Source organism: Phycicoccus sp. Soil748 (assembly GCF_001428025.1).
Taxonomy (GTDB): domain Bacteria; phylum Actinomycetota; class Actinomycetes; order Actinomycetales; family Dermatophilaceae; genus Pedococcus.
This window is the reverse complement of record NZ_LMSC01000007.1, coordinates 429,851-444,774: the sequence shown is the minus strand read 5'-3', so window position 1 is coordinate 444,774 and position 14,924 is coordinate 429,851. Positions and strand designations below refer to the sequence as shown.

12 protein-coding genes and 1 pseudogene are annotated in these 14,924 nt (G+C 73.5%); 1 reads left to right on the top strand and 12 read right to left on the bottom strand.

The window, feature by feature from the left end:
• Positions 1-70: 70 nt before the first annotated feature.
• From ASG70_RS09835 to ASG70_RS09790, 10 genes and pseudogenes are all read right to left on the bottom strand, one after another.
• Entirely contained in the window at positions 71-1,156 is a 1,086-nt protein-coding gene (locus tag ASG70_RS09835; RefSeq protein WP_056883637.1) for an amidohydrolase family protein, read from the bottom strand.
• 54 nt (positions 1,157-1,210) lie between these two features.
• On the bottom strand, positions 1,211-2,074 hold the full coding sequence (locus ASG70_RS09830) for an alpha/beta fold hydrolase (RefSeq protein WP_235531428.1): 864 nt from the start codon (positions 2,072-2,074) through the stop codon (positions 1,211-1,213).
• Positions 2,071-3,658 (bottom strand): annotated as a pseudogene (gene ffh, locus ASG70_RS09825) (signal recognition particle protein); the annotation flags it as partial. The gene ASG70_RS09830 and the pseudogene ffh, both read right to left, overlap by 4 nt.
• Positions 3,659-3,670: 12 nt before the next feature.
• Positions 3,671-6,046: a [protein-PII] uridylyltransferase gene (locus tag ASG70_RS09820; RefSeq protein WP_056883636.1), complete on the bottom strand. Its 2,376-nt coding sequence runs from the start codon at positions 6,044-6,046 to the stop codon at positions 3,671-3,673.
• A 136-nt stretch (positions 6,047-6,182) separates the two neighbouring features.
• Entirely contained in the window at positions 6,183-6,521 is a 339-nt protein-coding gene (locus tag ASG70_RS09815) for a P-II family nitrogen regulator (protein WP_056883635.1), read from the bottom strand.
• Positions 6,518-7,849 (bottom strand): ammonium transporter, encoded by a 1,332-nt coding sequence (locus tag ASG70_RS09810; protein ID WP_200949235.1) that lies wholly within the window; start codon positions 7,847-7,849, stop codon positions 6,518-6,520. The genes ASG70_RS09815 and ASG70_RS09810 overlap by 4 nt, the downstream gene beginning before the upstream one ends.
• Before the next feature lie 127 nt (positions 7,850-7,976).
• Entirely contained in the window at positions 7,977-8,621 is a 645-nt protein-coding gene (locus tag ASG70_RS09805) for a maleylpyruvate isomerase N-terminal domain-containing protein (RefSeq protein ID WP_056883634.1), read from the bottom strand.
• 84 nt (positions 8,622-8,705) lie between these two features.
• The gene (locus tag ASG70_RS09800) at positions 8,706-9,578 is read right to left on the bottom strand and encodes an MFS transporter permease (RefSeq protein ID WP_156399918.1); all 873 of its coding nucleotides are present in this window, start codon (positions 9,576-9,578) and stop codon (positions 8,706-8,708) included.
• Positions 9,575-10,036 (bottom strand): hypothetical protein, encoded by a 462-nt coding sequence (locus ASG70_RS09795; RefSeq protein WP_156399917.1) that lies wholly within the window; start codon positions 10,034-10,036, stop codon positions 9,575-9,577. The genes ASG70_RS09800 and ASG70_RS09795 overlap by 4 nt, the downstream gene beginning before the upstream one ends.
• Before the next feature lie 99 nt (positions 10,037-10,135).
• Positions 10,136-10,984, bottom strand: coding sequence for an aminoglycoside phosphotransferase family protein (locus tag ASG70_RS09790; RefSeq protein ID WP_162253900.1), 849 nt, complete (start codon positions 10,982-10,984; stop codon positions 10,136-10,138).
• Positions 10,985-11,075: 91 nt separating this feature from the next.
• On the opposite strand from ASG70_RS09790, the gene ASG70_RS09785 reads away from it, so the two are divergent.
• Entirely contained in the window at positions 11,076-12,503 is a 1,428-nt protein-coding gene (locus ASG70_RS09785; RefSeq protein ID WP_056883630.1) for a lipase maturation factor family protein, read from the top strand.
• A 37-nt stretch (positions 12,504-12,540) separates the two neighbouring features.
• Here the strand turns inward: ASG70_RS09785 and ASG70_RS09780 are convergent, their stop codons facing one another.
• Together ASG70_RS09780 and ftsY are read right to left on the bottom strand one after the other, a co-directional pair.
• A complete protein-coding gene (locus tag ASG70_RS09780) occupies positions 12,541-13,611 on the bottom strand; it encodes a hypothetical protein (protein ID WP_056883629.1) in 1,071 nt (356 codons plus the stop codon).
• Positions 13,612-13,613: 2 nt separating this feature from the next.
• On the bottom strand, positions 13,614-14,837 hold the full coding sequence (ftsY, locus tag ASG70_RS09775; RefSeq protein ID WP_056883628.1) for a signal recognition particle-docking protein FtsY: 1,224 nt from the start codon (positions 14,835-14,837) through the stop codon (positions 13,614-13,616).
• Positions 14,838-14,924 lie beyond the last annotated feature (87 nt).

Here is a 14,924-nt window from a genome sequence, read left to right as displayed (position 1 = left end):
GGATGGTGGCGTGACTACGCCACCTGGTGGATCACAGGCACAGCCCCCGCGTGCGGGGTGGTACTGCGCGTCAGACCTCGGCGCCGCGGAGCACGACGTGCTCGGGAGCGGCCAGGGCTCGGATCTCCTCGCGGGGGTCGGCGGCGTACACCACGAGGTCGGCGTCCGCCCCCTCCTCCAGCCCGGGTCGGCCGAGCCACTCGCGAGCCCCCCAGGTGGCCGCCCACAGGGCTTCGCTCGCGCTCATGCCGGCCTTGGTCAGCTCGTGTGCCTCGTCGGCGACGAGGCCGTGGCGCAGCGAGCCACCGGCGTCGGTGCCGAGGTAGATGGGGATGCCCGCCTCCCGGGCTGCGGCGACCGTGGCGTAGCGCCGGTCGTGCAGTGCGATCATCCGCCGGTGGTAGTCGGGGAACTTCTCCCGCGCCGGCTCGGCGATCGCCGGGAACGTCGCGATGTTGACCAGGGTCGGGACGATGGCGATCTGCTGCTCGGCGAACTGGGCGATGGTCTCGGGCTCCAGCCCTGTGGCGTGCTCGATGCAGTCGGTCCCCGCGGCGGCGAAGTCGTAGAGCGAGGCCTCGCCGAAGCAGTGGGCCGTGACGCGCGCACCCTCCTCGTGGGCCGCGGCGATGGCGTCCGTGAGGACGTCGACGGGCCAGCAGGTCGCGAGGTCACCGGTGTCGCGGTCGATCCAGTCGCCGACGAGCTTGACCCACCCGTCGCCGGCCCGGGCCTCGAGGCGCACGCGCTCGACGAGCTGGTCCGGCTCGACCTCGTGGGCGAAGTTGCGGATGTAGCGGCGGGTGCGGGCGATGTGCCTCCCTGCGCGGATGATCTTGGGCAGGTCGTCGCGCTCGTCGACCCACCGCGTGTCCGCGGGCGAGCCGGCGTCGCGGATGAGCAGGGTGCCGGCGTCACGGTCGGCGAGGGCCTGCTTCTCCGAGGTCGCGTCGTCGACCGCGCCGTGGGCGTCGAGGCCCACGTGGCAGTGGGCGTCCACCAGTCCGGGCAGCACCCAGCCGCGCAGCGTCTGCACGTCCGCGCCCGGGGCGCTCGGCCGTTCGAACGTCAGCTGCCCGCCGACGACCCAGGCCTCCGGCCGCACGTCCTGCGGGCCGACGAGGATCTCACCCTGCAGGTGCAGCACCGTTGCCATGCGCCGACCCTAGCGAGGCCGGCAGCGGCGGGCGCGGGAGGCTTCCCCCACCCCTCAGGACTGGTCGGCGAGCGGTCGCACGAAACGACGAAGGGCCTCCACGACGACGTCCGGGGCGTCGGTGTGCACCCAGTGCGAGGCACCCTTGACGGTGAGCGAGCGAACCTTGGGGAACAGCGCCTGCATCGCCGGGAGGTCCTCGTCGGCGACGTAGGCCGACTCCGACCCCGCGACCCACAGGACCGGCCCCTCGTACGGCGCGAGCTCACCGGCCGTGGACGGCCAGTCCGCGATGCGCGAGCCGGTGCCCTTGGCCGCGTCGGCGGAGAACAGGTCGAGGTTGGCCTGCCAGCGCCACGCGTCGCCGTCGCGGCGCAGGTTCTGCAGGAGGAACGCCTTGACCCCGGGGTTCGGCTCGTCGAAACGGGCCTCCGCGTCGGCCCGGGTGGCCAGCGACCCCAGCGGGAGCCGCTCCATCTCGGCGATGTAGCCGCTGAAGCGGTCGAGGCTGCCGTAGGACTTCGGCGCGATGTCGACGACGACGAGCCTGGCCACGAGCTCGGGGTGCTGCAGCGCCAGCAGCATGGCCGTCTTGCCGCCCAGGGAGTGGCCGACGACCATCCAGCGCGCCTCGGGGTCGACGGCGCGCAGGGTGGCCGCGACGGCGTCGGCGTAGGCGGTGAAGGAGAACTCGGTGCTCCACGGCGACCGTCCGTGGTCCGGCAGGTCGACCAGGGTCGAGCGCGCCCCCGTCCCGTCAGGCCCCGCGAGCGCCTTGGCGATCTGCGTCCAGTTGCGGCCCTGGCCGAAGAGCCCGTGCAGGAAGGCGACCCGCGGGCCGCCGGTGCCGACCGAGAGGGTGTTGAGGGGTGTCGACGGGGTGTCGAGCGGGGCGGGCGGCACGGCGCCGGCCGTCACCGGCCGAGGAACTTCTCGAAGCCTGCCGGCAGCTTGGCAGGGTCGAGGTCCGGCGCGGTGGCGGAGCCCGACCCGAAGGCGGAACCGCCGCCGCCGGTCTTGGCGGCCTGGGCCTTCTCGGCCGCAGCCCGCTCCTCGGCCGCCCGCTTGGCAGGGTTGCCGGACTTGGACTTCTTGCGCTGCGGCTGCTGCTTCCCGCGCTTGCCACCACCCAGGCCCGGCATGCCCGGCATCCCGGGGATGCCGCCGCCACGCGCGAGCTGCTTCATCATCTTCTGCGCCTCGGTGAACCGCTCGAGCAGGCCGTTGACCTCGGAGACCTGCACGCCCGCACCCTTGGCGATACGCAGGCGGCGCGAGCCGTTGATCTGCTTGGAGTGCGTGCGCTCGAACGGCGTCATCGAGCGCACCATGGCCTCGATGCGGTCGAACTCGCGGGGGTCGAGGTTGTCGAGCTGGGCCTTCATCTGGCCCATGCCCGGCATCATGCCGAGCATCGACTTCAGGCCGCCCATCTTCTTCAGGGCCGACATCTGGTCGAGGAAGTCGTCGAAGGTGAAGTCCTCCTCGGCGAGGAACTTGCGCTGCATCTCCTCGGCCTGGCGGGCGTCGAACGCCTTCTCCGCCTGCTCGATGAGGGTCAGCACGTCACCCATGTCGAGGATGCGCGAGGCCATCCGGTCGGGGTGGAAGACCTCGAAGTCCTTCACGCCCTCGCCGGTGCTGGCGAACATGATCGGCCGCCCGGTGACCGAGGCCACCGACAGGGCCGCGCCACCGCGGGCGTCGCCGTCGAGCTTGGACAGGACGACACCGGTGAAGTCGACGCCCTCCTGGAAGGCCTGGGCCGTCTCGACGGCCGCCTGGCCGATCATCGCGTCGATGACGAACAGGACCTCGTCGGGCGAGATGGCGGTGCGAATGTCGGCGGCCTGCTGCATGAGGTCGGCGTCGACCGCGAGGCGACCGGCGGTGTCGACGATGACCACGTCGTGCTGGTTGCGGCGGGCGTGCTCGATACCGGCCCGGGACACCCCGACCGGGTCACCGAACGAGTGGGTCCCCTCCCCCGTCGGGCCCACGGCGTCGTGCCCGCCGATGTTGCCGCGCTCCGGCGCGTAGACCGGGACACCGGCCCGCTCCCCGACGACCTCGAGCTGGGTGACTGCGTTGGGGCGCTGCAGGTCGGCGGCGACGAGGATCGGGGTGTGGCCCTGCTCCTTGAGCCAGCGGGCGAGCTTGCCGGCCAGGGTGGTCTTGCCGGCGCCCTGGAGGCCGGCGAGCATGATCACGGTCGGCGGGTTCTTGGCGAACTGGATGGTGCGCGTCGCGCCGCCGAGGATGCCGACGAGCTCCTCGTTGACGATCTTCACGACCTGCTGACCCGGGTTCAGGGCTCCCGAGACCTCGGCACCGAGCGCGCGCTCGCGCACCGCCGAGGTGAAATGCTTCACCACGGGCAGGGAGACGTCGGCGTCGAGCAGGGCGAGGCGGATGTCGCGCACGGTGGCGTTGACATCGGACTCGGACAGCCGCCCCTTGCCCCGGAGGTTCTTGAAGGTGGCGGTCAGGCGGTCGGAGAGANGGGGGGGGCGTTCACGGGCCCGCCGCGCCGTCGCAGGTGTCGATGACCATGGCCACGGTCTGCGCCACCTTGGCCGGCGACAGCAGCCGGCCGCCGAACTCGGTGACGTAGAACGTGTCGAGGGTCTGCCCTGCATACGTCGCGATGTGTGCAGAGCGCACCGACAGGCCCGCCTTCGCGAACCCCATACCGAGCTCGTGGAGCAGCCCCGGGCGGTCCTGGGCGCGCACCTCGATCACTGTCGCCTCCTGCGAGGCGTGCGGCACCACCAGCGCCCTTGCCTGCCCGGGGGACCCGGTGCCGGCCTGCCCGCTCGGTCGCGAGGCGAACTGCCGCCGGCGGTCGAGCAGGCCCAGCGGGCCCCGGTCACCCTGCGCGAGGCGCTCCAGCCCGCGCACGATGCGCTCCTCGTCCGGGGCCTCGGTGCTCGGGCTCTCCACGTGCCACTCGTTGGCCGCGACGCCGTCGACGGTGCGCAGGATGGCGGTCCGCACGACCAGCCCGTACGCCGCGAGCAGGCCGGCCGTGTCGGCGAACAGTCCCAGCCGGTCGCGGTCGAAGACGTCGATCCGGTAGGACCCGCCCTGCGGGCGCACCACCACGCGCGGCTCCCCCGCGGCGACGGACTCCAGGTCGGCCGGGTCGACCGCGGTGGGCTCGGCCGGTGGCGGCACGCTGCCCTCCTCCCACCCGGTGCGGGCGGCGTCGGCGAGCTGGCGCAGCAGGGTGGCGCGCCAGTCGGTCCAGGCCTGCGGGCCCGCGGCGGAGGCGTCGGCCTCGGTGAGGGCCACGAGCAGGTCGAACACCTCGCGCGACCCGCCGACGCACGCCCGGGCGGCCGTGACGGTGCCGGGGTCCTGGTGGTCGCGCCGGGTGGCGAGGTCGATGAGGGTGAGGTGCTCGCGCACCAGGGTCGTCACGACCTCCACGTCGGCCGCCGGGTAGCCGAGCCGGGTGGCGATGGCCGTGGCCAGCGGCGCCCCTGTCGCACTGTGGTCGTGGGCACCGGCCACCTTCCCGATGTCGTGCAGCAGGGCCGCGAGCAGCAGCAGGTCGGCCCGGCTGACGCCGCGGACCAGTCCCCCGGCGATGACCACGGTCTCGACGAGGTGGCGGTCGACGGTGTGCCGGTGCACCGGGCTGCGCTGGGGCCGCGAGCGCACCGCGGCCCACTCCGGCAGCCAGCGGTCGACGATGCCGGCCTGGTCCAGGCCCTCCCACACCCCGATGAGCCCCGGACCGGTGGCCAGCAGGTCGGCGAACAGGTCGCGGGCGATCTCCGGCCACGGCTCCTGCAGCGACGGCGGCTGGCCGGCGAGGTTGGCCAGCGTCGTGGGTGCGATCGGCAGGTTGTGGCGCGCGGCGACGACAGCGGCCCGCAGTGGCAGCAGGGGGTCGCTCGACAGCGTGCTGCGCGGCCCGAGGACCACCTCCCCGTCGTGCTCGAACATGCCGAACCCCAGTGGGTTCAGCTGCGGTCGGCGCGGACCCACCCGCAGGGTGCGGGCACGCTGGGACTGGCCCGCGCGCCGTACCGTGCCGTCGAGGGCGTAGGCGATGGTGCGGCCGGCGGTCGCGACCCCGGTGAGGAGCTCGTCGGCGTCTTGGTGGCCCAGCAGGGCCGCGACCGCGTCGTGGTCCTCGCGGGTGAGGCGGTCGCGGCCCTTGCCGGTGACGACGTGCACGGCGTCGCGCACGTCGAGCAGGGTGCGGTGGGCCTCGTCGACGCCACCGTGGGGCCGGTCGGTGAGCCACGCCGCCACGAGAGCGTTCAGCACCGTCATGTCGCGCAGCCCCCCGTGCGCCTCCTTGAGGTCGGCCTCGAGGCTCTGGGCGAGGTCACCGTGGCGGGCGTGCCGGGCCCGCAGGCCCTCGACGAGCTGCGGCAGCCGCTTGCGCGCGTTGGCCCGCCAGTCGTGGGCCACGGTGGAGCGTGCAGCGGTGACGACCTCGGGGTCCCCGGCCACGCACGTCAGGTCGAGCAGGCCGACCGCGGCAGCGAGGTCGCCCGAGGCGACGGTGCGGCACTGGTTGACGGTCCGGACCGCGTGGTCGAGGCGGATGCCCGCGTCCCACACCGGGTACCAGATCCGGTCGGCGAGCCCGCGCAGGTCCTCCCCACTCAGGGAGCGCCCGAAGTGCAGCAGGACCAGGTCGACGTCGCTGAGGGGTCCCGCGTCGCCCCGCGCGAGGCTGCCGACGGCGGCGAGCGCGATGCCCTCGCTGCTGCGGCCGTCGAGCGCGTGCTCCCACGCCTGCCCCAGCCAGTCGCGCGTCAGGGCCGCGATCGCGGCGCGGCGCGCCTGCCCGGCCCCCGGTGCGTCGAATCCGCGCGCCCCCGCCAGGTCGAGGCGACGGGCCGCCAGGTCGGTCTGCTCGACTGTCATGGGTTCACTGTGCCCGTATGGCGTTTCGCGCAGTGCGCACGCGTGTTACGTCCGTGTTAGCGCGTCGGCGGCAGGAGGGCCGGCGTCCGGGACGTGGTCCCGGGCGCCGGCCCGATGGGTGGGTGGGTGTGGTCGGTCAGAGCGCGTCGACGCCGCGCTCGCCGGTGCGGACACGGACGACGTCCTCGACCGGGACGGTCCAGATCTTGCCGTCGCCGATCCGGCCCGTCTGGGCCGACTTGAGGATGACGTCGGCCACCGAGCCTGCGTCGATGTCGTCGACGAGGACCTCGACCCGTACCTTCGGCACGAAGTCGACGGTGTACTCGGCGCCGCGGTAGACCTCGCTGTGGCCGCGCTGCCGGCCGTAGCCGGACGCCTCGCTCACGGTCATGCCGGAGATGCCGTAGGCCTCCAGGGCCTCCTTGACCTCGTCGAGCTGGTGGGGCTTGATGATGGCGGTCACGAGCTTCATGCGGACGCTCCCTCGTGGGTCTTGGTCGCCGCGGTCGGGACGGCCGCACCGGATCCGGTGCCGAACCGCCCGCTCGCGAGGCCGTTGATGTCGTAGCTGGTCTCAGCGTGCTCCTCGAGGTCGATGCCGGCGACCTCGGCCTCGGTCTCCAGGCGGAACCCGATCGTCCGCTGGATCACCGTGCCGATGACGTAGGTCACCACGAACGAGAAGACGAGCACGGCCAGTGCACCCACGACCTGGCGCCACAGCTGGTCGACGCCGCCGCCGTAGAAGAGGCCGTCGACACCGGCCGGGGCGCTCGCGCTGCCCAGGAAGCCGACGCCGATGGTGCCGATGAGGCCACCGACGAGGTGGACGCCCACGACGTCGAGGCTGTCGTCGAACCCGAACCGGAACTTCAGGCCCACGGCGTACGCACACGCCGCACCGGCGACGACGCCGAGGACGACCGAGCCGACCGGGGTCAGGGCCGAGCAGGCCGGGGTGATGGCGACCAGGCCGGCGACGACGCCGGAGGCAGCACCGAGCGAGGTCGGGTGGCCGTCACGCGACTTCTCCACCACGAGCCAGCCGAGCATCGCCGCACCGGTGGCCGCGAGGGTGTTGACCCAGGCGACGGCCGCGGTGCCGTTGGCGCCCAGCGCCGAGCCGGCGTTGAAGCCGAACCAGCCGAACCACAGGATGCCCGCGCCGATCATCACCAGGGTGAGGTTGTGGGGCCGCATCGGGTCCTTGCCGAACCCGACGCGCTTGCCGAGGACGAAGGCGAGGGCCAGGCCTGCTGCACCCGCGTTGATGTGGATGGCGGTGCCGCCGGCGAAGTCGATCGCCTTGAGCTGGTTGGCGATCCAGCCACCCTTGTCCGCCGCGAAGCCGTCGAACGCGAACACCCAGTGCGCGACCGGGAAGTAGACGATGGTCGCCCACACCACGGTGAACACGGTCCACGCGGTGAACTTCGCCCGGTCCGCGATCGCGCCGCTCACCAGCGCCACCGCGATGATCGCGAAGACCGACTGGAAGGCGACGAATGCCGCTGCCGGGATGGTGCCGAAGACGCGCTCCCCCAGCAGGCCGTCGAGGCCGAAGTGCTGGAAGGGGTTGCCGATGAGGCCGTTCCACGACTCGCCGAACGCCTCGCTGTAGCCCCACAGCACCCAGGACACCGAGATGGTGCCGAGTGCGATGAAGCTCATCATCATCATGTTCAGGACGCTCTTGCTCCTGACCATGCCGCCGTAGAAAAGGGCCAGACCGGGGGTCATGAACAGCACCAACGCGGCACTGGCCAGGACCCAAGCGGTGTCGCCGGTGTTGATCTCCATGCCAGAACTGTGCCGACGGCGCGTTTCCGGAGTGCGCGGCGCGTGTTACGGGCGTGTTAGCGGATCAGCGGGACCGTAAGCATCAGGTAAAGGGGGCGTCTGCGTCCCGGATGGTGGGACCACCACCTCAGAAGGCGGAGACGACCGCAGGCGCCCGCTGGGGACGGCTGAGCGCCCGGACCACCGCAGCCTGGCCGTGCCGACGCACCGCGACCCCGGTGAGCAGCCCGAGCACCGGGGCGATGACGCCCTCGGGGTAGGTCGGCGTGTCCAGCCCCACGCTGCTCGCCAGGTCGTCGCCGTGCACGACCATCTCCATCATCCGCGTGGTCAGGAAGTCGTCGGTCGTGAGGGCCCAGCCCTGCCACGGGATGTAGATGGTGTCGGGGTCGCGGGGGCGGGTCAGCAGGTCCGGGAGTGCGTCGATGCCCTTTCGGGCGGCCGCCAGCACCGCGTCCGGGCCCGCCAGGGCCTGCTCGTTGTCGGCTTCCCGGATGCCGACGTTGACCTCGTCGTCCGGGTCGGCGCGCACCCACGCCGCGCTCTCGTAGTGGGCCAGCAGCGGGATCGGCTCATCGGTCCGCGGATCTGCGGCCAGGCCCTTGGCGGTGTGGCCCGCCTGGTTGAGCAGGTGGTGGGTCAGCCCACCCACGGTCATCCCGGCGCAGCTGCTCTCCTGCGCCCAGGCGTCACGCACCTGCGGCGTGGTGGCGAGCTCCCAGGTGAGGTCGACGGCGGCGAGGAAGGCGGCGACGTGGTCGGCACGGCTCATCCCGCGATGCTAGCCAGCACCCCGCACCGCCGCCTCCGGCTCACGTGCGCTGCGGTCCGGCAGGTCTTTGAGCGGTTGACCCGGTCAGGACCGGGTCAACCGCTCAAAGACCCGGGGTCGAGGGCTACCCAGAGGCTCTCGGCGTGCACGCAACCGGGCGGCGTACTGCTCGAGCGGCAGGAAGGCGAGCATCATCACCAGGTGCGGCCAGAAGGCGATGGTGATGGCTGCGTACGTCATGGCGTGGAAGACGAACCAGCCGGCCACGACCCGTCGCCTCCACCGCTCGGACAGCAGGAAGATCACCGGGGAGGTGAGCTCGGCGGTGAACAGCACCCACTGGAACCAGTGCAGGGTCCACGGCACCTCCAGCAGCCACTGCGCCCACGGGGTGCCCCGGCGGACGACCGCGCGGACCATGGTGGCCGAGTTGACCCACTCCCAGCCGCCGAACCGGACCTTGGCCCACGCCGACAGGAAGTAGGTGGCGACCGCGGCCAGCTGGACCGCGCGCAGCGCGAACCCGGCTGCCTCGCTGCGTCGCTGGTCGGACAGGTGGGCCAGTCCGACGGTCGGCAGCAGGACCAGGGCGACGACGAAGTCGGCCCGGTCGTGGTCGACCTTGCCGTAGCTGAAGGCGACGTACTGGTACCAGGTCCACCCCACGGCCACGGCCCAGCCGAGCAGCCGCGGCGCGCGGCCGGTCATCGCGGCCACCGCGGCCGCGACGCACCCCCACTTCAGGGTCTCGACGAGCAGCACCGTCGCGGCGGGCAGGTGCAGGACGCGGCCCATGACCAGCGGCTCGTACCAGACGGGGTCCGCATAGCCGTGGTACCAGCCGGACGTGTGCAGGAGCAGCACGTCAACGACCACGAAGGCGAAGACGAGCAGGCGGAGCACGGCCACCCGGGCCAGCGGCATCGGGGCGAACAGCCAGGCCGCCAGCCGGTTCACCGCGCCCCCCACTCGGCGAGGACCTGGGTGCGGACCTCGCCCGTGGGCCTGCGGTCCACGACGACGATCTGGCGCCGGACGACCCGCAAGGCGGTCCAGGCGGGGGCCTCGGGGCGTAGGCGCGCGTGGCTGCGCGCGAGCGTGCCGAGCCGCTCGGGGTCGGCGGCGATCTGCGGTATGCGGCCCTCGATCTCGGCGCGGTTGAGGCCGGTGTTCTCGGGCGTGAGCGGCGCGGGGACCCAGCGGCCTGGGTCGCCGGCGGTCTGCACCTCGATGCCGGTGGAGATCACCGAGCCCGTCGAGGCCTGCGAGGTCGAGAACATCCGCCACGGGCTGAACGGCCACCAGTCGTCCTGGCCGACGAGGGAGCCCGCGCAGAACAGGACCGTGAGCCCCAGGACCACGGCGACACGCCAGGCCTTCGCCGCGGCGCCCAGCTGCCCCGCCCCGGTCTCCACGCCCACAGGGTAGGCCATGGCGGCCGGCCGAACGGGTGGCCCAGCGGGTGGCTCGGCGCGTGGTCCAGCGGGTGGCTCGGCGCGTGGCCCAGCAGGTGCTCAGCGGGTGGCGTCGGGCGCCGCGGCCGCAGCGAACAGGTCGCGTCGACGGACGAACCAGGCGGCGTCACGCCGCGGCCGGTCCGCGTGCCCCTCCGCGTGCATGCGCACGAAGGCCGGGTCGCCCTCGGCAGCCAGCTCCTCGACGGTCCGGGCATGGCCCTCCATGCACTCGGGCACGGCGTCGATGACGCGGGCGCGCTGGCCGGCGTCGGCGCCGTACCCGTCGACGAGGGCGGCGAACTTGTGGAGCCGGTCGGCCATCGTGACCTCGCCCATCTCGCGGCGGACGGCGCGGGGGTCGTGCCACAGCGGCGTCCACGACCACAGGATGTAGGCGAGGTCCTCGAGCGGGTCGCCCGGCGAGGCGAAGTCGAAGTCGATCACCGCGAACGACCCGTCCGGGCGCAGCACCGTGTTGTAGGTGCCCACGTCGTGGTGGACGACGACCTCCCCCGGCCGGAGGGGACGCCCGGGCGAGACCCGCCACGGCAGGGCGGGATCGGGGAGGAACCCCTCCTGCGCGTCGTGGAACCCCCGGAGCCAGGCGCCGATGGCGCGGCACGCGTCGAGGGTCTGGAACGCTGCCGGGAGCCGCTGCGGTCCCAGTGCGCCCGCGACCCCCTCGACGTAGGTGAGCACCTCGCGGCCCTGCTCGTCGGTGCCCAGCGGCCTCGGTACGGCGTCGAAGCCCGCCTCGGCGAGGTGCTCGAGGAGGGCGTGCACAGCCGGGGTCCAGTGGCCCGCCCGTCGCCGCACGGTGTCGGCCACACGGACCACGTGGCCGGTGTTGCCGCCGTGCAGGACCTCCTCCTGCGCCCCGACCCGCTCGTTCTCGCCGGCGGCCACGCGGTCAGGGTAGGCCATGATGGGGCCATGGCCGGGAACCGCAGGTCAGGGTGGCCGACCCGCGCGCGCGGCGGGTGACCCGGGGGACGTCATGGACTGGTTCGCCGCCGAGGGCTACCGGGTCTCGCGCCTGCTGTTCCAGCGGGGGCTGGGTGGCCTCTACCTCGTGGCGTTCCTCGCCGCGGCACTGCAGTTCCGGGCTCTGCTCGGCAGCCGCGGACTCCTGCCGGTGCCGGAGTTCGTCGCCCGCGTGCCGTTCCGCCGCTCCCCCAGCCTGTTCCACTGGCGCTACACCGACGGGCTGTTCGCCACCGTGGCGTGGGCCGGGGTCGGGCTGGCCGGGCTGACGGTCGGGGGCGTCACGGAGCGGCTGCCGCTGCCCCTCTCGATGGCGGTGTGGCTGGTCCTGTGGGGCCTGTACCTGTCGATCGTCAACGTGGGGCAGCGCTGGTACGGGTTCGGCTGGGAGTCGCTGCTGCTCGAGATGGGGTTCCTCGCTGTCTTCCTCGGCAACGCTGCGACGGCCCCACCGCTGCCAGTCCTGCTGGCCCTGCGGTGGGTGCTCTTCCGGCTCGAGTTCGGCGCGGGCCTGATCAAGTGGCGGGGCGACCCGTGCTGGCGCGACCTGACCTGCCTCTACTTCCACCACGAGACCCAGCCCATGCCGGGGCCGCTGTCGTGGTGGTTCCACCACCTGCCGAGGCCGCTGCACCGGGTCGAGGTGGCGGCCAACCACGTCACCCAGCTCGTCCTGCCGTTCGGGCTGTTCCTGCCGCAACCGGTCGCCGGCGGCTGCGCCGTCGTCATGGTGGTGACCCAGCTGTGGCTCGTGCTCAGCGGCAACTTCGCCTGGCTCAACTGGAGCGCCATCGTCCTCGGGGTGGCCGTCGTGCCCGACGCGTTCTGGACGCGCGTGCTCCCGCTCCACCCCGACACCGGCGTGACGGCCACGCCGCTGTGGTGGGAGGTCGCCTGCCTGGCGGTGGTGCTGCTGGTGGTGGTGCTCAGCCGGCGGCCGGTGCTCAACCTCATCTCCTCGCAGCAGGCGATGAACGCCTCGTTCGACGTCCTCCACCTCGTCAACACCTACGGCGCGTTCGGCAGCGTGACCCGGACCCGGTACGAGGTCGTGGTGGAGGGCGCCGCGGGCGAGCCCGGGTCGCCGTGGCTGGAGTACGAGTTCAAGGGCAAGCCGGGCGCGGTCGGGCGGATGCCGCCGCAGTGGGCGCCGTACCACCTGCGGCTCGACTGGCTGCTGTGGTTCGCCGCCATCTCGCCCCGGTATGCCGAGCCGTGGTTCCCGCGGCTGCTGCAGCGTCTGCTCGAGGGAGACCGGTCGACCCTGCGGCTGCTGCGGCACAACCCCTTCCCGGACCAGCCACCCGTGGTCGTCCGGGCGATGCTCTACCAGTACCGGTTCACGAGCCGCGCCGAGCGACGCGGGACCGGCGCCTGGTGGCACCGCGAGGCCGTGAGCCGGTTCGGGCCGCCGCAGACCCTGGCCGGCCGTCGGCGCTGAGCGGGTCGGTCCCCGACGCTGAGCCGGTCGATCCGCGTCAGCGGTGCCCGCCCGCTGCCCGCCGGGCGAGCCAGGTGCTGAGAAGGGCGAAGGCCACCAGCCCCACCGACGCGGAGGCGCCCCAGACGACCTGCCGCGCGCTGACCGGCGGCGAACCAGGGCGTGCCGAGGTGCTCGGCGCGGTGGTTGCCGACGCAGCCGTGGGTGGCGCTGTGGACGTGGCGGCAGGGGGCGACGTCACCGTGCCCGTGGCGGGTGCGGTCGCCCGCGTGGTCGGCGCGGCGAGGGCCGACGGGACGTCGACGACGCGGACCGACGAGCGCACCCCCTCGCTGCCGACCAGCAGCCGGCTGCCACCCGGCGCCAGGGCGATCGTCTCGCCCTGCCGCTGCAGGGGCAGGAAGGCCGAGCCGACCTCGTCGAAGGTGGTGGCGTCGAGCCGGACGACCTGGGTGTAGGTGCGCACCAGGAGGGCGGACCCGTCGGCCAGGTACACCGCGTCGGTCGCGACCGCGGGGGCCGTGGCGACACGGACGAGCCGGTTGACCCCGCGCCGGCTCGGGACGCGGGGCAGGGCGTAGACGGCGCCGCTCGCGCCCTTGGTCACGACGTAGACGCGCCCGCTGCGCGGGTCGACGGCCAGCGACTCAGCGTCGTGCGGGCCGTCGGGGTACTCGAGCTCCCAGGACGCCCAGCCACCCGCGGTGTCACCGAGGTCGGGCTCGTCGAACCAGAAGACCCGCACCACGCTGCGGCTGGTCGTGTTGTCGCCGAGGTCGCCCACCAGGACCCGTCCCTGCGGCGTGATGGCGAGCGCCTCGACGTCACGCACCGGGGCGCCGTACTGGTGCACGCCCGTGGTCCGCCCGGTGCGGGTGTCGACGGCGAAGAGCCGTGCGCTGTCGCCCGAGTCGTTGGTGGTCCAGACGGTGTGCGGGTGGCGCCGGCTCAGCGCCAGGCCGGACGACTCGGCGACCCGGGCGTCGAGCAGCTGGAAGTCGCCACCGGCCGCACCGGCTGGTGACGCCGCCGCACCCCACCCGACGCCGAGCAGCCCCGTGGTGAGCAGGGCTGCGGCGAGCGCAGGGCGTGCCGTGGCCGAGGGCACCCTCAGTCGAGCAGCGCGTCGACGAACGCCTCGGGGTCGAAGGGGGCCAGGTCGTCCGGGCCCTCCCCCAGGCCGACGAGCTTGACCGGCACGCCGAGCTTGCGCTGCACGGAGACGACGATGCCGCCCTTGGCGGTGCCGTCGAGCTTGGTGAGCACGATGCCCGTGACGTCGACGACCTGGGCGAACACCTCGGCCTGGCGCAGGCCGTTCTGGCCCGTGGTGGCGTCGAGGACCAGCAGCACCTCGTCGATGGGGCTCTGCTTCTCGATGACGCGCTTGACCTTGCCGAGCTCGTCCATGAGGCCGACCTTGTTGTGCAGCCGGCCCGCGGTGTCGACGATGACGACGTCGGCCTCCATCTCGGCGCCGGCCTTGACCGCGTCGAACGCGACCGCCGCCGGGTCGGCGCCGTCACGGTCGGACCGCACGGTGGGCACGCCGACACGGGCGCCCCAGGTCTCGAGCTGGTCGGCGGCCGCGGCGCGGAACGTGTCGGCGGCGCCGAGCACGACGTCCTTGTCCTCGGCGACGAGGACCCGCGCGAGCTTGCCCACGGTCGTGGTCTTGCCGGTGCCGTTGACGCCGACGACGAGCACGACGGCGGGTCGGCCCTCGACGCGGCTGCTCGCCACGGCGCGGTCCATCGACGGGTCGACCAGGCGCAGCAGGTCCTCCCGCAGCCACCCGCGGACCGTCGCCTCGTCGGTGGTGCCCTCGACCGCGACCTGGGTGCGCAGGCGGTCGACGAGCTCGGTCGTGGCCTCGACGCCGAGGTCGGACCCGATGAGGGTGTCCTCGACCTCCTCCCACGCCGCCTCGTCGAGGTGCCCGCGGGACAGCAGCGCGAGCAGGCCCTTGCCGAGGGCCGAGTTGGAGCGGGACAGCCGGGCGCGCAGTCGGGTCAGACGGCCCTGGGCCGAGGCCGGCCGCTCGAGCGTCGGGGTGGGCTCGGGCTCAGGCAGGGTCTCCGGCTGGCCGGGCGCGGGCAGGGTGTCGACGCTGCCGACGTCCTCGACCGAGCGCTTGGGCGCGTCCCTCGGTGGGGTGGCGTCGTCGCCGACCCCGGGCAGCACGTCGGTGCCGCCCGTGCGACCCGACGGCGGCGCCTGACGGGTCCTCCCCCCGCGCCCGCGCAGGAGGCCGACGACGAGTGCGCCGAACACCACGAGGAGCCCGACGGCGATGGCGATCCATTCCCAGAGCTGATCAATCACGCGCGCCATCCTCTCACCTGCGCCGATCCGCGCCGGACACGACGGCGCCCGCCCCGGGGTCGCCGGACACGACGGTGCCCCGCCGACCGTGGTCGA